Here is a 16,206-nt window from a genome sequence, read left to right as displayed (position 1 = left end):
GGCCCCTACGGGCGGCCCACAAGCCCGTGCCGATGGGCATACGCCACGGCGTGCACGCGGTCGCGCAGCCCGAGCTTGGACAGCACCCGGGACACGTGCGTCTTCACCGTCTCCTCGCCGACGCGCAGGGCCGACGCGATCTCGGCGTTGCTGCGCGCCTCGGCGATGTGCAGCAGGACCTCGCGCTCGCGGGAGGTCAGCCGCTCCAGCCCCGGCGGCGGGGCCGACGGCCGGACGCACTCGGTGAACCGGCTGATCAGCCTGCGCGTCACCGCCGGGTCGATGAGCGCGTCGCCGCGCGCGGCGACCCGGATGGCGGCGACCAGCTCCTCCGGCGGCGTGCCCTTGAGCAGGAACCCGCTCGCGCCCGCCCGCAGCGCCGCGTAGACGTAGTCGTCGAGGTCGTAGGTGGTCAGCACGAGCACGCGGGTGCCCGCGCCCGCGGTCATGATCGCCTCGGTGGCGGCGATGCCGTCGAGGCGGGGCATGCGCACGTCGAGCAGCGCCACGTCCGGCCGCAGCCGGGCCACCTCGGCCACCGCCGCGTCGCCGTCGCCGACCTCGGCGACGCACTCCAGGTCCGGCTGGGTGTCCAGCACCGCGCGCACGCCGGAGCGGAACATGGCGTGGTCGTCGGCCAGCAGCACGCGCACGGTCACGGGTGCTCCAGCGGGATGCTGACCACGGTCCGCCACCGGCCGCCGTCGGGGCCGTAGGAGACGTCGCCGCCGAACACCGCCACCCGCTCGCGGATGCCCCGCAGCCCCAGCCGGGACGCGGTGCGCTGCGGGGCGGCCCCGATGTCGTTGACCACGGCCACCGTCAGCCCCTCCGGCCGGTACGCCACGTCGACCTCCACCTGACCACCCCCGTGCCGCAGCGCGTTCGTCAGAGCCTCCTGCACGATCCGGTATAGCGCGATGTCCAGGGACCCGGGCACCGTCACCGGCGTCCCGCGCACGGTCAGCCGCACCGGCAGCCCGGCGGCACGCACGCCGTCGATCAGCTCGTCGACGGTGGACAGGCCCGGCTGGTTGCGCGGGCCGGGGTCGTGGCCGTGCAGCAGGTCCAGCATCCGCCGCAGGTCCGCCATCGCCGACCGGCTCGCCGACTCCACCTCGGCCAGCGACCGGCGCACCGGCCCGTCGTCGGCGACGCCGAGCCGGGCCGCGCCCGCGTGCATGCTGATCGCGCTGACGTGGTGGGAGATCATGTCGTGCAGGTCGCGGGCGACCGCGCTGCGCTCCTCGGCGACCGCGCGCTGGACCGCCACCCGCTCGTCGCGCCTGCGCTGTTCCGCCTCGGCCTCCAGTTCGGCCAGGTACGCGCGGCGGGCGGTGGTGTACCGGCCGACGAGCCAGGGCAGCACCGCGTTGGGGATGACGCCCGCGAACAGCACCACCCGCCAGTCGCCGTCGTAGCGGCCCGCGACCGCCACGCTGGCCAGCAGCGCGCCGATCACCGCGAGCAGGGCGAGCCCGGCCTGCACCGGCCGCAGCCACGCGCCCGCGTGGAAGCCCGCCACCAGCAGCCCGGAGTTGTTGGGCACGCGCATGCCGTCGAAGTCGCTCAGCACCATGCACGACACGAGCACCAGCGCGGCGTGGGCCAGCGTGACGAACCCGGAGAACCGCGCGGGCGCGGCCAGCGCGGCGTCGGCGACGAGCAGCCAGCCGAGCAGCAGCGCGAGCTCCCAGCCCGGCGGCGGGCCCAGGGTGAGGAACAGCCCGGTGTCGGTGACCGCGCAGACCCCGGCGACGGCCAGCGACTGCCGGGTCAGCGACCGCTTGACGTCCACGTCAGCCGTGGGTGTCGAGGAAGGCGAGCGCGGCGGCGTACTTGGCGGCCAGCCGGGCCCGGGTGGCCTGGTCCAGCGCCGCCATGCGGGCGGGTGCGGTGTTGTCGGCGATGTCGGCCCGCTTGACCGTGACGGCCAAGGGATTGGCGGCGACGCGGGCGAGGTAGGCGTCCTGGTCCTCGCCGTCGACCTTGCTCAACGCGACGACCGCCGTGACGACCTCGTCGGGACAGCCCGCCGCCCGCAGGTCGTCCGCGGTCACCGGGGTGTCCTCGATGACGTCGTGCAGCACCGCGGCCATCCGCTCGTGCTCCCCGTCCACCGCGGCCATGACCCGTAGCGGATGCCCGATGTACGGCCTGCCGGACTTGTCGACCTGCCCGTCATGCGCCTCCCGCGCGATCCGGACGGCGTCCGCTTCGGTGAACATGCCAGGAACGTAGCGCGAGCCTGCTCGGCGAAGCGACGGTTCCGCGTGCTCAGGCGACCGAGTCGTCCAGGGCGTCGAGGAGCCAGGTGTGGGTGACGCCGAGCGGGGCGGGCTCCGCGGTGATCTGGCCCGCGAGGTGCCAGTAGCGGCGGAGCCGGGGGTGGCGGTCGGCTGCGGTGCGGCGGTTCAGCGCGCGCCGGAAGTCCGGGCTGTCGCTGGCGCCGAGGGCGCTGGCATGGGCGGTGACGAACCGGTCGAGTGCCGGACCGGGCTGTGGTCGGGCGCCTGCCGCCACCTGGGGGAACGCCAGCTCGCACGCCTCGGCGACGGCGGCGTGGAGGGCGGCGAGGTCGGCGATCCGGTCGTGGTCGACGAGCGTGCTGGCCCGCAGGTGGGCGGCGAGCGTCCGGTCGGCGGCGAGCAGCACCAGTTCGGCGTAGGCGACGACCTGCGTCGGGGTCGGCAGCTCGGGCGGGCGCGGCGCGCTGACGTCGAGGAACATGCGCGCCGTGTCCGGCGGGATCGGGCCGGTGGTCATCGGCTGCCAGAGGCGGACCAGGACCTCGTGCGCGTCGTGCCCGTCCTGCACGGCGGACAGCAGTTCGAGTCGCGCGGGGCGCTCCGCGGGGGACGCCTCCTCCACCGCCCGCAGCGCCGAGCGCCGCCAGGCGAGGGCCGACAGCTCGCGGTCGAGGGCGGAGCGCTCGGCGGCGACGGCCTCGGCGAGGGAGCGCTGGCCCGCGAGCACGTCGGTGATCGACCGCAGGCCCAGCCCGAGCCCGCGCAGCCGCCGGACCAGGCTCAGCCGCTCGACCGCGTCCGCGCCGAACCGGCGGTGCCCGCCGACGCTGCGCGCGGGCTCCAGCAGCCCCTCGTCGCAGTAGAAGCGGATCGTGCGCACGGGCACGCCGGTGCGCCGCGCCAGGTCGCCGATCCCGAGTGTGTCTCCGGTCACCGTCGGTTGAACCTCCAGCCGAGTGGAGTTCCTACGGTAGGTCCATGGACAACGCGCGACTCGCTCAGGGACTGCACCACCACACCGCCGCGTTCGCCGCCGCCGTGGCGGGCGCCGACCCGCAGGCCCGGGTGCCCACCTGCCCGGAGTGGCCGCTGCGGGTGCTGGTCGGCCACATCGGCCAGGCGCACCGCTGGGCGGCGGGCATCGTCGGGTCCGGGCCGTCCCCGGTCCCCGACCCGGTCGACGCCGACCCCGGTCCGCCGGGGGAGTGGTCCGCCTGGCTGCGCGACGGCGCCACCGCACTCGCCGACGCCGTCGCCGCGGCGGGCGACAGTCCGGTGTGGACGTTCTTCGGGGAGCGCCCCGCCCGGTTCTGGCTGCGCCGCATGCTGCACGACACCACGATCCACCACGCCGACGCGGCGCTGGCCACGGGCGCGCCGTTCGCCGTGGAGCCCGACATCGCCGCCGACGCCGTCACCGAGTGGCTCGAGCTGCTGTCCAACCCGGTCACCCCCAGCATCAAGCCGGAGTTCGCCGCGCTGCGCGGCGCCGGGCAGACCCTGCAGCTCAGCCCCGACACCGGCCCCGGCTGGCTGATCACCCGCACGCCCGACGGCGTGGAGTGGGACAGGACCACCGGCCCCGCGGACGTGACCATGGCCGCGCCCATCTCCGACCTGCTCCTGGTCTTCACCCGGCGGCTGCCCGCCTCCCGGATCACGATCACCGGCGACCGCGCCCTGGCCGACCACTGGCTGGCCCACACGGCGGCATGAGGACAGCGCCGCACCGCCAGGACGGCGGTGCGGCGCTGTTCCGGGGCGACGCTAGCCTGCGCTGCAGGAGACCGTCGGCCAGGTTCTGTTGCCGTTGTGCTGGATGGTGGCCCCCCAGTTGTTGCCGCTGCCGTTCGGCCGGGCGACCAACTGCTGGGCCGTCGGGTAGCTGGCGCTGATGTTCCACGTCGCGATGACCTTGGCGGGCGACGGGACGTTCATCGTGACCGTCCAGTTGGTGGCGCCGGACACCGAGACGTTGAGGTTGTAGCGGTCGCTCCACTGCTCACCAGCGGACAGCGTCGCGGTGCAGCTGCCCCCACCGCCGCCTCCGCCTCCGCCTCCGCCGGTGCCGCCGACGGTGATGTTGGAGTTGCCGCTGCTCTGGTAGCCCTCGGTCGCCATGATCATGTAGTCGTGGCTGCCCAGGTTCATGCCGTGGCGCGCCCAGGCGTCGAAGTGGTTGCCGGAGGTGATGGTGCCGCCGGTCCGCTTCGACTGGCGCACGCTCCAGTACTGGTTGAACGTCCGGGTGCCCTCGATGGACGGGGCGTTGTAGCGGGTGGTCTGGTAGATGTCGTACGTGCCGCCATCGGTGGTGACGGTGCCCTTGTACGTGCCGGTGGGCCGGTAGGTGCCCCAGTTGTCGACGATGTAGTACTCGACGAGCGGGTTTCTCGTCCATCCGTACAGCGTCAAATACGCGTTGCCGGACGGGTTGAACGAGCCCGAATAGCTGACGGACCTGCGCCCGCCGGTGGCCCACCCCTTGCCCGCGACGAAGTTCCCCGTGTTGCGCCACGAGGTGCTGTAATTGCCGCCCGAGCCCAGTTCCATGGAAACGGTGCCCTGGCTGTCTGTCCAGAAGGAGTAGAAGTAGCCGTTGTTGGTGCCGGTCTGATTTGTCGTGATGGCCGCCTCGGCCACCCCTGGCGCGAGCGTGGCGGCCGCGACCAGCGCGACCGCGCCAGCCCGGCCGATCAGCCGCCGGAGCCCGCCGCGTCTGCGGCCGGTCGGGACGGCGGTGGCGTCATTCATGTCGGTGTTTCCTCCCCGTTGAGGCCGTGGAACGGGCGCCATTCCTTTGCCCGTCAGTATCGGAGTGGCGGCGTTGTGCGGTCAATGATTTCGGTTATGTTTCGGAAAACGTGGCGTGAATGCGTTCTTTCGATAAAAGGCCCGCGCGCGCCGAAATTTTTCGCATTCGTCCGCGCAGCTCGGTCGGACGCGCCCACGATGGTGTGAACCGGCGGGGGGATGCCGGGCGCGGGCCGATGATGGCCACGACGTTGTCCGCGGGTGGAGGGTTCGGGTTTGTCGACTTCGGAGCGTGACGTCCCGCCGGTGCGGCTGACGACCTCGGCGGCGGTGGTGCTGATGCAGCCCACGACCTTGTGCAATCTGGACTGCTCCTACTGCTACCTCCCCGAGCGGGCGGTGGCGCGGCGGATGTCGACGGCGGTGGCGGACTCGGTCGCCGCGAGCGTGCGCACGTGGTCCCGCTTCCACCCTGTGTCGGTGGTGTGGCACGGCGGCGAGCCGCTGGCCGTGGGCGCGCCATACTTCCGCGGGCTGCTGGAGCGGTTCGCGCCCGGCGACGAGCACCCGGTCACGCACTCCGTGCAGACCAACGGCACGCTGATCGACGACCAGTGGTGCGAGCTGTTCGCCTCGTGGCCGGTCGCGGTCACCGTCAGCATCGACGGCGTCGGGGAGGCCAACGCCGCCAGGGCCGACTGGGCCGGGCAGGCCAGCACCGACCGCACGCTGCGCGGCGTGGACCGGTTGCGCGAGCACCGGATCCCCTTCGGCCTGATCGCCGTCGTCGCCGAGGCGACCCCCGCGGCGGCCCGGGAGCTCTACCGGTTCGCCTGCGAGCTGGGCTGCGTGGGCCTGGGCGTCAACCTGGCCGAGCAGAAGGGCGTCAACGACGTCCCCGGGCAGGGGGCCAGCGCCGAGGTGACCGCGTTCTGGCGGGAGCTGGCCGCCTGCTGGCAGGCCGATCCGCATATCCGGGTCCGCGAACTCGACCAGGCCTACAGCTACCTCCGGGCCGAGCTGGCGGGCGTGGCCGACGCGCGCGCGAACCGGCCCCTGCCGTCGTATCCGATGGTGACCTGGGACGGCGACGTCGTGCCGATCGGCCCCGAGCTGGCCGGGTTCACCCACCCCCGGCACGGCGCCTTCGCCACCGGCAACGTCCTGCGCACCCAGCTGACCGAGCTGGTGGCCCAGGCCCCGCGCGTCCCGTGGGTCGCCGAGGCCATCGCGGGCGCGAGCGCGTGCCGGGACTCCTGCGCGTACTACGCGTACTGCCGCGGCGGGCAGGTGGCCAACAAGTATTTCGAGACCGGCAGGTTCGACAGCACCGAGACCACCTACTGCCGGACCAGCAAGATCAACCTGATGGAAGGGATCCTCAGCCATGCAGAACACAGTTGACGCTCTGCGCCAGCGCATCCACGCCAACGCCGAGCGCCTCGCGGCCCCCACGGCCCGGGCGGCCGAGTGCCAGGACACCGCCAGCCTCGCCATCGGCAGCCTGGGCGGCGTCCTCAACAGCATCCTCGGCGGCCTCAGCGACCGCACGATCAAGCGCGACGTGGTCGAGGTGGTCTGGACCCGGTGACCATCGACGCCACGGCCGACCCCGACGTGGTCGCGCCCGAACCGGTCAACGGCCACCAGATCCTGGACAAGCTCGCCGACCTGCCGATAAGCACCTGGCGCTACCAGTGGGAGGCCGAGGACGTCCGGCACCTCGGTCCCATGGCGCAGGACTGGCAGCAGGTGTTCGGCCTCAGCGCGGACGGGCGCACCATCCCGCTGGTCGACGCCATCGGCGTGCTCCTCACCGCCGTGCAGGCGCTGGGCAAACGCGTCGATGAGCTCCAGCGGCAGCTCGACAACCCGTAACCCCGGGTGAACCCGCGTGGCGCCGATCCCGATCCGGGGGTCGGCGCCACGCGGCGTTCCGGCCGCCGCGGTTCACGCCGACGTCGGCCGATGTGCACCTGTCAGCGGTGTCTTCGCAACTCACTCACCCGATAGCGTCACAGTCCGTTGGATATGGACGTCGTGGGGAGTCGCCGTGCCGTTACGTGCCCGTGGGTGGTCGGTCGGTCTGGTGGTCGCGCTGGCCGGGTGGGTGCCCGCGCCCGCCGCCGTCGCGGAGGCGCGGCCCGCGCCGCCGGTGGTGCACGACCTGCCGGGGGTCGCGGCCGCGTCCACCGCGGCGGTCGACCCGGGGCGGCGGATCGAGACCGCCCGCACGTCACGCCCGGTCGCGCCCGGGGTCACGCTGGACTCCTTCGACTGGTACGAGCCCGGCGACGCGGGCGGGTGGGTGCGCGGGGATGTGCTCACCGCCGACCTGACGGCGGGCACGACCGTCGGCTACCTCGACCCCGGCCGGGTCTCCGCCGCCGCGCCGCTGTCCGCCCAGGCCGACGCGGGCCGTGCGGTGGCCGCGGTCAACGGCGACTTCTTCGACATCAACAACTCCAACGCCCCCGAGGGCGTGGGCATCCGCGACGGCGAGCTGGTCAAGTCCCCGAACCGGGGCCACCACCGCGCGGTCGGCGTGGACGCGGCCGGGATCGGCCGGGTCATGGAGGTCTTCTTCGAGGGCGCGGTGGCCACCGGCGACGGCACGATCCCGCTCACCCAGCTCAACGCCTCGCACATCGACGTGAACGGCATCGGCGTGTTCAACCCGATGTGGGGGGAGTACTCGCGGGCGAGGGCCGTCCGCGGCGCGGCGCGGGTCACCGAGGTGGTGGTGCGCGGCGACGTCGTGGCCGAGGTCCGCGCGGGCGCGGGCGCGGACCCGATTCCGGCGGACGGGTACGTCCTGCTCGGGCGGGACGCGGGCGCGGACACGCTGGCGGCCCTGGTCGTCGGTGACCGCGCGCGGGTGTCGTACACCTCGCGCACGAGCGACGGGAGCGTGCCGCGCACCGCCATCGGCGGCAACCAGCTGCTGATCAGGGACGGGGAGATCGTGGCCCCGCCGGACCCGCTGCACCCGCGGACCGCGGTCGGGTTCTCGCACGACGGAACCAAGATGTTCCTGCTGACCGTGGACGGCAGGCAGGGCCCGTACATGCTCGGCCTCAACCTGCGTGATGTCGCGTCGATGCTGAAGGAGATGGGCGCGCACAACGCCCTCAACCTCGACGGCGGCGGCTCGTCGACGATGGTCGCCCGGGAGCCCGGCGCCGAGGGGGTCCGGGTGGAGAACCAGCCGTCCGACGGCGCGGAGCGCCTGGTGCCGAACGGCCTGGCGCTGTTCGCGCCCGCGGGCAGCGGGGAGCTGACCGGGTTCTGGGTGCGCACGGCGATCGAGCCCGCCAGGGCGCCGGGCGCCGACACCGTGCCCGGCGGGCACCCGGATCGGGTGTTCCCCGGCCTGACCCGCAGGCTCGTCGCCAACGGGTACGACGAGACGTACGGCCCCGCGCGGCCCGGGCCGAGGTCGTGGCACGTGCGCGGCCCGCACGGCCGGGTCGACGCCGACGGCGTCTTCCACGCGCAGCGCACCGGGACGGCCGAGGTGACCGTCCGCCGGGGCGGGGTGACCGGCCGGATCGCCCTGACCGTGCTCGGCCCGCTCACCCGCGTCACCCCGACCGCGACGCGGCTGAGCCTGGTCGGCCAGGACGACACGGCGACGTTCGGCGTGGTCGGCTACGACGACACCGGCTCGACCGCGCCGATCGAACCGTCCGATGTGGAGCTGGACTACGACAGGGGGCTGCTGGAGGTGACCCCGGTGGCCGACGGCGGCCTGCAGGTCAGGGCGGTGGGCGCGGAAGGCTCGGGCGTGATCACCGCCAGGGTCGGCGAGCGGGTGACCCGGGTCGCGGTGACCGTCGGCCTGCGGGCGCAGACCTTCGCCGCGTTCGACGACGCCGCGTCGTGGACGTTCGGCTCGGCCCGCGGCACCGGCTCGGTGGCGCCCGCCGACGGGCGGACCGGTCCCGGTCTGCGGCTGACCTACGACTTCACCAAGTCCACCGGGACCCGCACCGCGTATGCCATCCCGCCGCGGCCGATCACGATCGAGGGCCAGCCGCTCGCCCTGGGCGCGTGGGTGTACGGGCACGGCAAGGGGGAGTGGACGGCGTTCACCGTCACCGACGGCCAAGGCGCTACCCGCTCGCTGTACGGCCCGTACATCACATGGACGGGATGGAAGTACATGGAGATTCCCGTGCCTGCGGGCATGGCGTTTCCGCTGAAGGTGAACAGGTTCTACACGATCGAGACCAAGGCGGACCGGCAGTACACGGGCGAGGTGCTGATCGACGACTTCGTGGCGAAGGTGCCGCCGCCGGTCGCGATCCCCGAGGACCCGGCGGTCACCGACCCCATGGTCGTCCAGGACGGCACGGTCGCGGGGAAGCAGTGGCGGTTCGCGGTCATGTCCGACGCGCAGTTCGTCGCCCGGAACCCCGACAGCGACCTCGTCCGCGCCGCCCGGCGCACGCTGCGCGAGATCAAGGCCCAGCGGCCGGACTTCCTGGTCGTCAACGGCGACTTCGTCGACGAGGCCGCGCCCGCCGACCTCGCGCTCGCCCGCCGCGTCCTCACCGAGGAACTCGGCGACGAGCTGCCCTGGTACTACGTTCCGGGCAACCACGAGATCATGGGCCCGGGCACGATCGACAACTTCGCCCGCGAGTTCGGCGCGACCCATCGGGCGTTCGACCACAAGGGGACCCGCTTCGTCCTGCTGGACTCCTCGACCGGCACGCTCCGCGGCGGCGGCTTCGACCAGGCCGTCCTGCTGCGGCAGGCGCTGGACCGCGCGGCCGCCGACCCGGTCCACTCGGTGGTCGTCCTGCACCACCACCCGCCCCGGGACCCGACGCCGACCAAGGGCAGCCAGCTGTCCGACCGCCGCGAGGCGGCCATGGTCGAACGCTGGCTCGCCGACTTCCGCCGCGACACGGGCAAGGGCGCGGCCTTCATCGGCGCGCACGTCGGCGTCTTCCACGCCTCCCGGGTCGACGGGGTGCCGTACCTGATCAACGGAAACAGCGGCAAGGCGCCGTCCGGGGACGCGGGCGCTGGCGGCTTCACCGGCTGGACCCTTGTCGGCGTCGACCCGGCGGCCCCCGACCGGGCGTGGCCGCACCGGCCCCGTCCGCCGTGGCTGCTGGCGGAGATGCGGCCGCACGTCGACTCGCTGACCCTGCGCGCGCCGACTGTGGTGGGGGAGGGGCAGTCAGCACCGGTCGATGCGGTTGTCGTCCAGGGCTCCCGGAGTGTTCCGGTGGCGTACCCGGTGGCGCATGACTGGTCGGGGTCCCCGAACCTGCACATCGGCCACCGCCGCGACCTCCGCCCCTGGCACACCGCCCACCTCGACCCGACCACCGGCACCGTCACCGGCCTCCGCCCGTCGACGGTCGTGATCGCGGTGACGGTCAACGGCGTGACCCAGCAGACGACGATCCAGATAGCCCAGCGCATGGCGGCGTGATCACCGGGCGGTCATCCGAGCCGCCGCCACAGTCCCGACAACGATGACCGCCCCGCCGACCACCCCCCAGACAAGCCCCGACCTCATCACATCGATGACGACCCCCAGGACCGCCCCGACACCGGCAGGCCCGACGACGAGCCCCACCGTTCCGGGGACGCCCCGAGGCCACGCCAGCGCGGCGACCACCCCCGCCCCCAGTCCCGCAGCGGCGAGACTGGCAGGCGGCACCACATCGGCGGCGTCGAGCCCCCCGACCCACACGGTGGTCGCGAACGCGGCGTAGAACCCCACCCCCGCCGCCACGGCGGCCAGGACACCCACCCCGATGGTCTTCACCATCCGGGACTGCCCGCAGCCCAGTCCCGCCAATCACGGGATGCACAACAACGCCCCCGACGGATGCCCTGGCCGCCCGGGCTGGGGGACCGGATGGGGCCGCCACCACTCCGCGGCCGGGGTGAAGCCAAGGATGAACCTCGGCTGCCCAGGGGCTTGCCGCCCGGTTGGAGACAGAGCCGGTGACGGTCCTCGGTCGCTGGGAGCGGGTTGGGGTTTGGGAAGTGGTCAGTCGGCCTGGTGGGCCGGGATGGAACCAGCGACGTTCCTTCGTCGGCGGGGAGTGGACTTCCCCGTGGACTGGGCGATGGAGCCGAGGTGTTCAGCCGGGTAGTCGGGTTCGGGATGGAGCTGGCGACGTTCCTCGGCTGCCGGGAAGTGGTCGATCCGCCGATCCGATGTCCCGCGAGTCGAACCGGCTCTCCAGTGGGCTAGCGCGTCGGGCTTACCTGCAGGAGGGTCTTGCCGAGGGTCTGCCGTGCCTCGATGGCGGCGTGGGCGTCGGCTGCGGCGGTGAGGGGGAAGGTCTGGCCGATCAAGGGCCTGATGCGGCCTGCGGCGGCATCGCTGAGGGCTCGTTCGGTCAGGCGCTTCGCCTCCTCGGTGGTGAACTGGACCTGCTCGATGCCGCGCACCCGTATCCCGCGGCGTTCCGCCTCTCGCGGGTCGATGGGGGCGAAGCCGCCGCTGGCGGCTCCGTGGGCGGAGAAGCGGCCGCCCCGAGCGGTCGCGGTGAAGGCGGCTGCGCCGAGGTCGCCGCCGACGCCGTCGAACACGACCTGCGGGCCGATGCCGTCGGTCGCCTCGTGGAGTCGGTCGAGCCAGTTCGTCGAGTAGTCGACCACGACCTCGGCGCCCAGGTTCTCGACCTCCTTCAGCTTGCGGGCTCCGCGCGCCGCGGCGATCACGCGGGCGCCTGCCGATCGGGCCAGCTGGACGAGGAGGACGCCCATGCCGCCTGCCGCGCCGGTGATCAGCACCCATTCGCCGGGCTGGATCTCAGCGCCGTCGAACAGGCCCACCGCGGTGGGGCCGTCGTGCTGGAGCGCGGCGGCCTCCGCCAGCCCCACCCCGTCCGGCACGGCGACCAGCGCTTGCTCGGCCACTAGCGCGTGCTCGGCGTACCCGCCGAAGTGGACGGTCCTGGCCGCGACCGCCCGCCCAACCCACGCCGGGGCCACCCCCGGGCCGACGGCGGCGACGTGCCCGGCGACCGCGCCCCCGGGCACGAATGGCGGCGTCAGCCCGAACTGCTCACCCCACCCGCCGCGGATCTGGGTGTCCAGGAACAACACGTCCACATCGGACACGGCCACCACCACCTGACCCGCCCCCGGGACCGGGACCGGCGCCTCGCCGGGCACCAGGACCTCCGGTCCCCCGAACGCCACCGCGCGCACAGCCAGCATCACGACCTCCACAGAATCCGTTCCGTCGAGGCCAACAGTCCGATGTCAGGTTAACTGGAGGTCAAGCGCCGGTGATCCACGCCTCACGCCAGGCCCGCGGCGATCAGCTGCTGCCAGATCTCGCCCTGGTCGACCACCTGCACGCCGTGCTTCTCGGCCTTGGTGAGCTTGGCCGCGCCGACGTCGGCTCCGGTGATCAGCAGGTCGGTGCTGGCCGACACGGAGCCCGCGGTGGTGGCGCCCGCCCGCTCGCAGAGGCGCTGGAAGGTGGGGCGGGGGATCTTCTCCCCGGTGCGCGGGTCGCTGATGGAGCCGGTGACGACCACCGTCTTGCCCTTGAGCGGGGCGTCGGTGGCGACGACCGGCGGCAGGTCCTCCTCGCGGACGTCGAGGGAGACGCCCAGCGCGCGCAGCCGGTCGATCTCCGGGCGCAGGCGGGCCAGGTGCTCGGTGAGCGACGCGGCGACCTTGGGCCCGATGTCCTCGACGGCGACCAGGCGCTCCTCGCCAGCGTCGGCGACCTCCTCCAGCGAGCCGAAGCCCGCCCGGCACAGGCGCGCGGCAGTGCCCTCCGACGCCATCGGGATGGCGAGCCCGATGAGCGCCCTGCGCAGCCCGACGCCTCGGCTGGCGTCGATCGAGTCGATCATGCGGGTGGCCGAGACCTCGCCGATGCGGTCGAACTCCAGCAGCTGCTCGGTGGTCAGCCGGTAGAAGTCGGAGGGGTGTTCGAGCAGGCCCGCCTCGGCGAGCCGTTCGATCCACACGCCGCCGACGGCCTCGATGTCGGCCGCCGCGCGCGAGGCCCAGTGGATGAGCCTGCGCACGGTCTGCGCCGGGCAGGCGACGTTGGTGCAGAACAGTTCCCGGCTGTTGCCCTGCTCGGTGAGCGCCTGCTCGCACGACGGGCACACCGACGGCGGCACGATCTCCCGCTCGGCCCCCGTGCGCTGGGACTCGTCGAGCACGCCCGCGACGAACGGGATGACGTCGCCCGCGCGCCGGACCAGCACGGTGTCGCCGATGCGGATGCCGCGGGCGCGGATCACCTCCTGGTTGGCCAGCGTCGCGCGGGTGACCGTCGTGCCGCCGACGAACACCGGCTCCAGCCACGCGACCGGGGCGATCTTGCCGGTCTTGCCGACGTCCCACACGACGTCGAGCAGCACGGTCGTCTTCTCCTCGGCGGCGAACTTGTAGGCCAGCGCGCCGCGCGGGGAGTTCGACCTGGTGCCCGCGGCGGCGTAGGCGCCCCGGTCGGCCAGGCGCAGCACGGCGCCGTCGAGGTCGTAGTCCAGGTCGTGGCGGCGCGCCTCGATCTCGGCGATCACCGCCAGCGCCGCGGCGGCGTCGGCGCAGTGGCGCATGTCGGCGACGGTGAAGCCGAGGGACAGCAGCCCGGCCTCCAGGTCGACCTCGGCGGCGTCCTCCGTGGCCAGCTCGAAGGCGAGGAACTGCAGCCTGCGCTCGGCGACGGTCTCCGGGTCCTTGGCGCGCAGCGTGCCCGCGGCGGCGTTGCGCGGGTTGATCAGCGGCTTGTCCGGGTGGGCTGCGTTGTAGGCGGCGAAGGTCGAGCGCAGCATCATCGCCTCGCCGCGCACCTCGACGCGGCCCTGCGGCGCGATCCGGTCGGGGAGGCCGTCGACCAGCGCGCGGACCAGCTCGGTGACGTCGTCGCCGGTGGTCCCGTCGCCGCGGGTGATGGCCTGCCGCAGCCTGCCCGACTCGTAGACCAGCGCGAGCGAGAGGCCGTCGAGCTTCGGCATGACCACGACGGGCTGCCCGGGGAACCGGTCGAAGAACGCCGCGACCTGCTCGGGCTTGGTCGCCTTCTCCAGCGAGAGCATCGGCCGCGAGTGCCGGACGGGCGCGTGCAGCACGCTCGGCGCCCCGACCTGCTCCAGCGGGTTCGGCACCGGCGCGGACTCCGGGTGCGCCGCGATCAGCGCGCGCAGCTCGTCCTCGATCGCGTCGTACTCGGCGTCGGCCACCAGCGGCGATCCCCGGTAGTACGCGTCGCGCAGAACCACGACCCGATCGGCCAGCTCCTGAATCCGTTCCCGTGCGTCCACGGAGCAGAACCTACCGGCGGCAACCGACATCCCCTCGGCAAGCGGCGCCGCGCGGGGCGAAGTGAGCATCAGCGCGGAAGCCCGACGAGGTCGGCCATCAGGGACATGTGGTGCTCGAACTGCTCGGCGCGAGCGTCGACCATGCCGTCCAAGCGGCCGAACACCTCGAAGCTGATCAGGCCGAAGAGGTGGGTCCAGCCGACGAACACGCGGTCGAGGTGGTCGGCGGAGAGCCCGCCGCCGTACCGGTCGATCAGGCGGCGCAGGTCGGAGCGGACGGGCTCCGGGACAGCCGGGGTGACCGGCGCCAGCAGTTCGGCGGCGTCGATGGCGACGGCCACCAGCAGGAACACGACCTTGGCCGCCGGTCGCACGGTCTCCTGGGGCGCGGCGTAGCCGGGCACCGGGTTGCCGTAGAGCAGGCCGTACTCGGCCGGGTGCGCGAGCGCCCACGCCCGCGCGGCGCGGCAGACGGCCAGCCACCGGCCGCGCAGGTCCGCGCGCGGGACCGCCGCCTCAGCTTCTTCCGCCGCCGCTCCGAGGGACTCGTACGCGTCGATGATCAGCGCGGTGAGCAGCGCGTCGCGGCTGGGGAAGTACCGGTAGAGCGCGGAAGCGACGATGTCCATGTCCCGGGCCACCGCGCGCAGGGAGAGGTTCGCGCCCTCGGCGGCGAGGCGCCTGCGCGCGACGTCCTTGATGCGCTGGTTCATCTGCGCGCGGACCTCGGCGCGCAACGACGGTGCGGACATGCCCGCCAGTCTCGCACAGCGCCGAGAACGCCAGAATGAAGCGAGAACGGTGTTCTTGACCCGGTGATCGCCCGCCGAGTACGGTGTCCACATCCAAGAACAGTGTTCTCTTCAAGGGTGTCGCCCCATGTCCCTGCACGTCATCGTCGGAGCGGGTCCGGTCGGCTCGGCGACGGCCCGGGCGCTCGCGGCGCGCGGCGACCAGGTCCGCCTGATCACCCGGCGCGGCGGCGGGCCCGAGCAGGAGGGCATCACCCGCGTCGCCGCCGACGCCAACGACGCTGACGCCCTCATCCGGCACGCGGCGGGAGCCACGGCCCTGTACTGCTGCGCGGGCCCGGCTTACCACCGCTGGCCCGCCGAGTGGCCGCCCCTCATGGCCGCGCTCATCCGGGCCGCGGAGGCCACCGGGGCGGTGCTGGTCACCACGGGCAACCTCTACGGCTACGGCGCCGTCGACGCCCCGATGACCGAGCGGACGCCGCTGCGCCCCAACTCGGTGAAGGGCGAGGTGCGCGCCAGGCTGTGGACCGACGCGCTGGCCGCCCACGACGCCGGGCGCATCCGCACCGCCGAGGTCCGCGGCTCGGACTACCTCGGCGCCGGCGCGGTGTCCCCGTTCAGCGTCATGGTCCTGCCCAGGGTCCTCGCGGGCCGCCGCGCGTCGGCGCCCGCCGACCTCGACGCGCCGCACAGCTGGACCTACGTCGGGGACGTGGCCCGCACCATGGTCGCCGTCGCCGCCGACGAGACCGCGTGGGGCAGGCCGTGGCACGTGCCCACCGCGCCGCCGCTGTCCCTGCGCGCGCTCGCCGTCCGCGCCGCCGAACTGGCGGGCGCGCCCGCGCCGAGGCTGACCCGCATGCCCGCGTTCGCCCTGCGCCTGGCCGGACTCGTCACCCCGGCGGCCCGGGAGCTGGTGGAGGTCCAGTACCAGCTGCGCCGCCCGTTCGTGCTGGGCTCCTCCGCCGCGACCGCCGCCTTCGGCATCGAGCCGACGCCCACCGACGACGCTCTCCGGGAGACCATCGCTGCCCTCCGCTGAGCCCACGGGCGCGGTGTTCCCTGGCAAACGAACGCCGCGTTCCGAGTACCAGCACGACGATCAGGCGTGGGCATCGCACAACTCGCGAGCTGTGCCGCTGGCACCCCTGCTCCGCCTCCACCGCGATCCGCGTC

At 73.7% G+C, this 16,206-nt stretch carries 15 protein-coding genes; 6 read left to right on the top strand and 9 right to left on the bottom strand.

The window, feature by feature from the left end:
• Positions 1 to 5 precede the first annotated feature (5 nt).
• Genes Actkin_RS17560 through Actkin_RS17545 form a run of 4 tightly spaced genes read right to left on the bottom strand, consistent with a single transcriptional unit; the run spans position 6 to position 3,183 of the window.
• Positions 6 to 659, bottom strand: coding sequence for a response regulator (locus tag Actkin_RS17560; protein WP_189210611.1), 654 nt, complete (start codon positions 657 to 659; stop codon positions 6 to 8).
• Complete coding sequence (locus Actkin_RS17555; protein WP_258903447.1) at positions 656 to 1,798, bottom strand: sensor histidine kinase; 1,143 nt, start codon at positions 1,796 to 1,798, stop codon at positions 656 to 658. The genes Actkin_RS17560 and Actkin_RS17555 overlap by 4 nt, the downstream gene beginning before the upstream one ends.
• A 1-nt stretch (position 1,799) precedes the next feature.
• Positions 1,800 to 2,228 (bottom strand): HD domain-containing protein, encoded by a 429-nt coding sequence (locus Actkin_RS17550; protein ID WP_258903446.1) that lies wholly within the window; start codon positions 2,226 to 2,228, stop codon positions 1,800 to 1,802.
• Positions 2,229 to 2,277: 49 nt separating this feature from the next.
• Positions 2,278 to 3,183 carry a helix-turn-helix domain-containing protein gene (locus Actkin_RS17545; protein ID WP_258903445.1) on the bottom strand — a complete coding sequence of 302 codons (906 nt, stop codon included), beginning with the start codon at positions 3,181 to 3,183 and terminating at the stop codon, positions 2,278 to 2,280.
• 44 nt (positions 3,184 to 3,227) lie between these two features.
• Here Actkin_RS17545 and Actkin_RS17540 point away from each other — a divergent pair, with 44 nt between their 5' ends.
• Positions 3,228 to 3,965 carry a maleylpyruvate isomerase family mycothiol-dependent enzyme gene (locus Actkin_RS17540; RefSeq protein WP_258903444.1) on the top strand — a complete coding sequence of 246 codons (738 nt, stop codon included), beginning with the start codon at positions 3,228 to 3,230 and terminating at the stop codon, positions 3,963 to 3,965.
• A 51-nt stretch (positions 3,966 to 4,016) separates the two neighbouring features.
• Here the strand turns inward: Actkin_RS17540 and Actkin_RS17535 are convergent, their stop codons facing one another.
• Positions 4,017 to 5,003, bottom strand: coding sequence for an endo-1,4-beta-xylanase XynA (locus tag Actkin_RS17535; protein WP_189210607.1), 987 nt, complete (start codon positions 5,001 to 5,003; stop codon positions 4,017 to 4,019).
• A 276-nt stretch (positions 5,004 to 5,279) separates the two neighbouring features.
• Between Actkin_RS17535 and amcB the strand changes: the two genes are divergently transcribed.
• From amcB to Actkin_RS17515, 4 genes are all read left to right on the top strand, one after another.
• Positions 5,280 to 6,407 carry a cyclophane-forming radical SAM peptide maturase AmcB gene (gene amcB, locus Actkin_RS17530; protein ID WP_258903443.1) on the top strand — a complete coding sequence of 376 codons (1,128 nt, stop codon included), beginning with the start codon at positions 5,280 to 5,282 and terminating at the stop codon, positions 6,405 to 6,407.
• Entirely contained in the window at positions 6,391 to 6,594 is a 204-nt protein-coding gene (locus Actkin_RS17525; RefSeq protein WP_189210606.1) for a hypothetical protein, read from the top strand. Before amcB ends, Actkin_RS17525 begins: the two co-directional genes overlap by 17 nt.
• Positions 6,591 to 6,881: a tail fiber domain-containing protein gene (locus Actkin_RS17520; protein WP_229786862.1), complete on the top strand. Its 291-nt coding sequence runs from the start codon at positions 6,591 to 6,593 to the stop codon at positions 6,879 to 6,881. Before Actkin_RS17525 ends, Actkin_RS17520 begins: the two co-directional genes overlap by 4 nt.
• A gap of 175 nt (positions 6,882 to 7,056) precedes the next feature.
• Positions 7,057 to 10,455: a phosphodiester glycosidase family protein gene (locus Actkin_RS17515; protein WP_258903442.1), complete on the top strand. Its 3,399-nt coding sequence runs from the start codon at positions 7,057 to 7,059 to the stop codon at positions 10,453 to 10,455.
• Here Actkin_RS17515 and Actkin_RS17510 read toward each other — a convergent pair whose 3' ends face one another.
• The 4 genes from Actkin_RS17510 to Actkin_RS17495 form a co-directional block, all read right to left on the bottom strand.
• A complete protein-coding gene (locus tag Actkin_RS17510) occupies positions 10,456 to 10,797 on the bottom strand; it encodes a hypothetical protein (RefSeq protein WP_258903441.1) in 342 nt (113 codons plus the stop codon). It abuts the gene before it with no gap.
• Positions 10,798 to 11,225: 428 nt separating this feature from the next.
• Positions 11,226 to 12,203 (bottom strand): zinc-binding dehydrogenase, encoded by a 978-nt coding sequence (locus Actkin_RS17505; protein WP_258903440.1) that lies wholly within the window; start codon positions 12,201 to 12,203, stop codon positions 11,226 to 11,228.
• Positions 12,204 to 12,286: 83 nt separating this feature from the next.
• The gene (ligA, locus tag Actkin_RS17500) at positions 12,287 to 14,275 is read right to left on the bottom strand and encodes an NAD-dependent DNA ligase LigA (RefSeq protein ID WP_258903439.1); all 1,989 of its coding nucleotides are present in this window, start codon (positions 14,273 to 14,275) and stop codon (positions 12,287 to 12,289) included.
• A 68-nt stretch (positions 14,276 to 14,343) separates the two neighbouring features.
• Positions 14,344 to 15,027 carry a TetR/AcrR family transcriptional regulator gene (locus tag Actkin_RS17495; protein ID WP_258903438.1) on the bottom strand — a complete coding sequence of 228 codons (684 nt, stop codon included), beginning with the start codon at positions 15,025 to 15,027 and terminating at the stop codon, positions 14,344 to 14,346.
• A 127-nt stretch (positions 15,028 to 15,154) separates the two neighbouring features.
• Here Actkin_RS17495 and Actkin_RS17490 point away from each other — a divergent pair, with 127 nt between their 5' ends.
• On the top strand, positions 15,155 to 16,072 hold the full coding sequence (locus Actkin_RS17490; protein ID WP_309569068.1) for an NAD-dependent epimerase/dehydratase family protein: 918 nt from the start codon (positions 15,155 to 15,157) through the stop codon (positions 16,070 to 16,072).
• Positions 16,073 to 16,206 lie beyond the last annotated feature (134 nt).

This window comes from Actinokineospora sp. UTMC 2448, assembly GCF_024760565.1.
Taxonomy (GTDB): Bacteria; Actinomycetota; Actinomycetes; order Mycobacteriales; family Pseudonocardiaceae; genus Actinokineospora; species Actinokineospora fastidiosa.
The sequence above is the reverse complement of the archived record's forward strand: the minus strand, read 5'-3'. Positions and strand labels throughout refer to the sequence as shown.

Bases quoted from the DNA above. Each gene is read 5' to 3' on its own strand.
- Actkin_RS17525 (WP_189210606.1), top strand. From the start codon at position 6,391: ATGCAGAACACAGTTGACGCTCTGCGCCAGCGCATCCACGCCAACGCC.
- Actkin_RS17540 (WP_258903444.1), top strand. From the start codon at position 3,228: ATGGACAACGCGCGACTCGCTCAGGGACTGCACCACCACACCGCCGCG.
- Actkin_RS17510 (WP_258903441.1), bottom strand. From the start codon at position 10,797: ATGGTGAAGACCATCGGGGTGGGTGTCCTGGCCGCCGTGGCGGCGGGG.
- Actkin_RS17535 (WP_189210607.1), bottom strand. From the start codon at position 5,003: ATGAATGACGCCACCGCCGTCCCGACCGGCCGCAGACGCGGCGGGCTC.
- Actkin_RS17495 (WP_258903438.1), bottom strand. From the start codon at position 15,027: ATGTCCGCACCGTCGTTGCGCGCCGAGGTCCGCGCGCAGATGAACCAG.
- Actkin_RS17550 (WP_258903446.1), bottom strand. From the start codon at position 2,228: ATGTTCACCGAAGCGGACGCCGTCCGGATCGCGCGGGAGGCGCATGAC.
- Actkin_RS17505 (WP_258903440.1), bottom strand. From the start codon at position 12,203: ATGCTGGCTGTGCGCGCGGTGGCGTTCGGGGGACCGGAGGTCCTGGTG.
- Actkin_RS17490 (WP_309569068.1), top strand. From the start codon at position 15,155: ATGTCCCTGCACGTCATCGTCGGAGCGGGTCCGGTCGGCTCGGCGACG.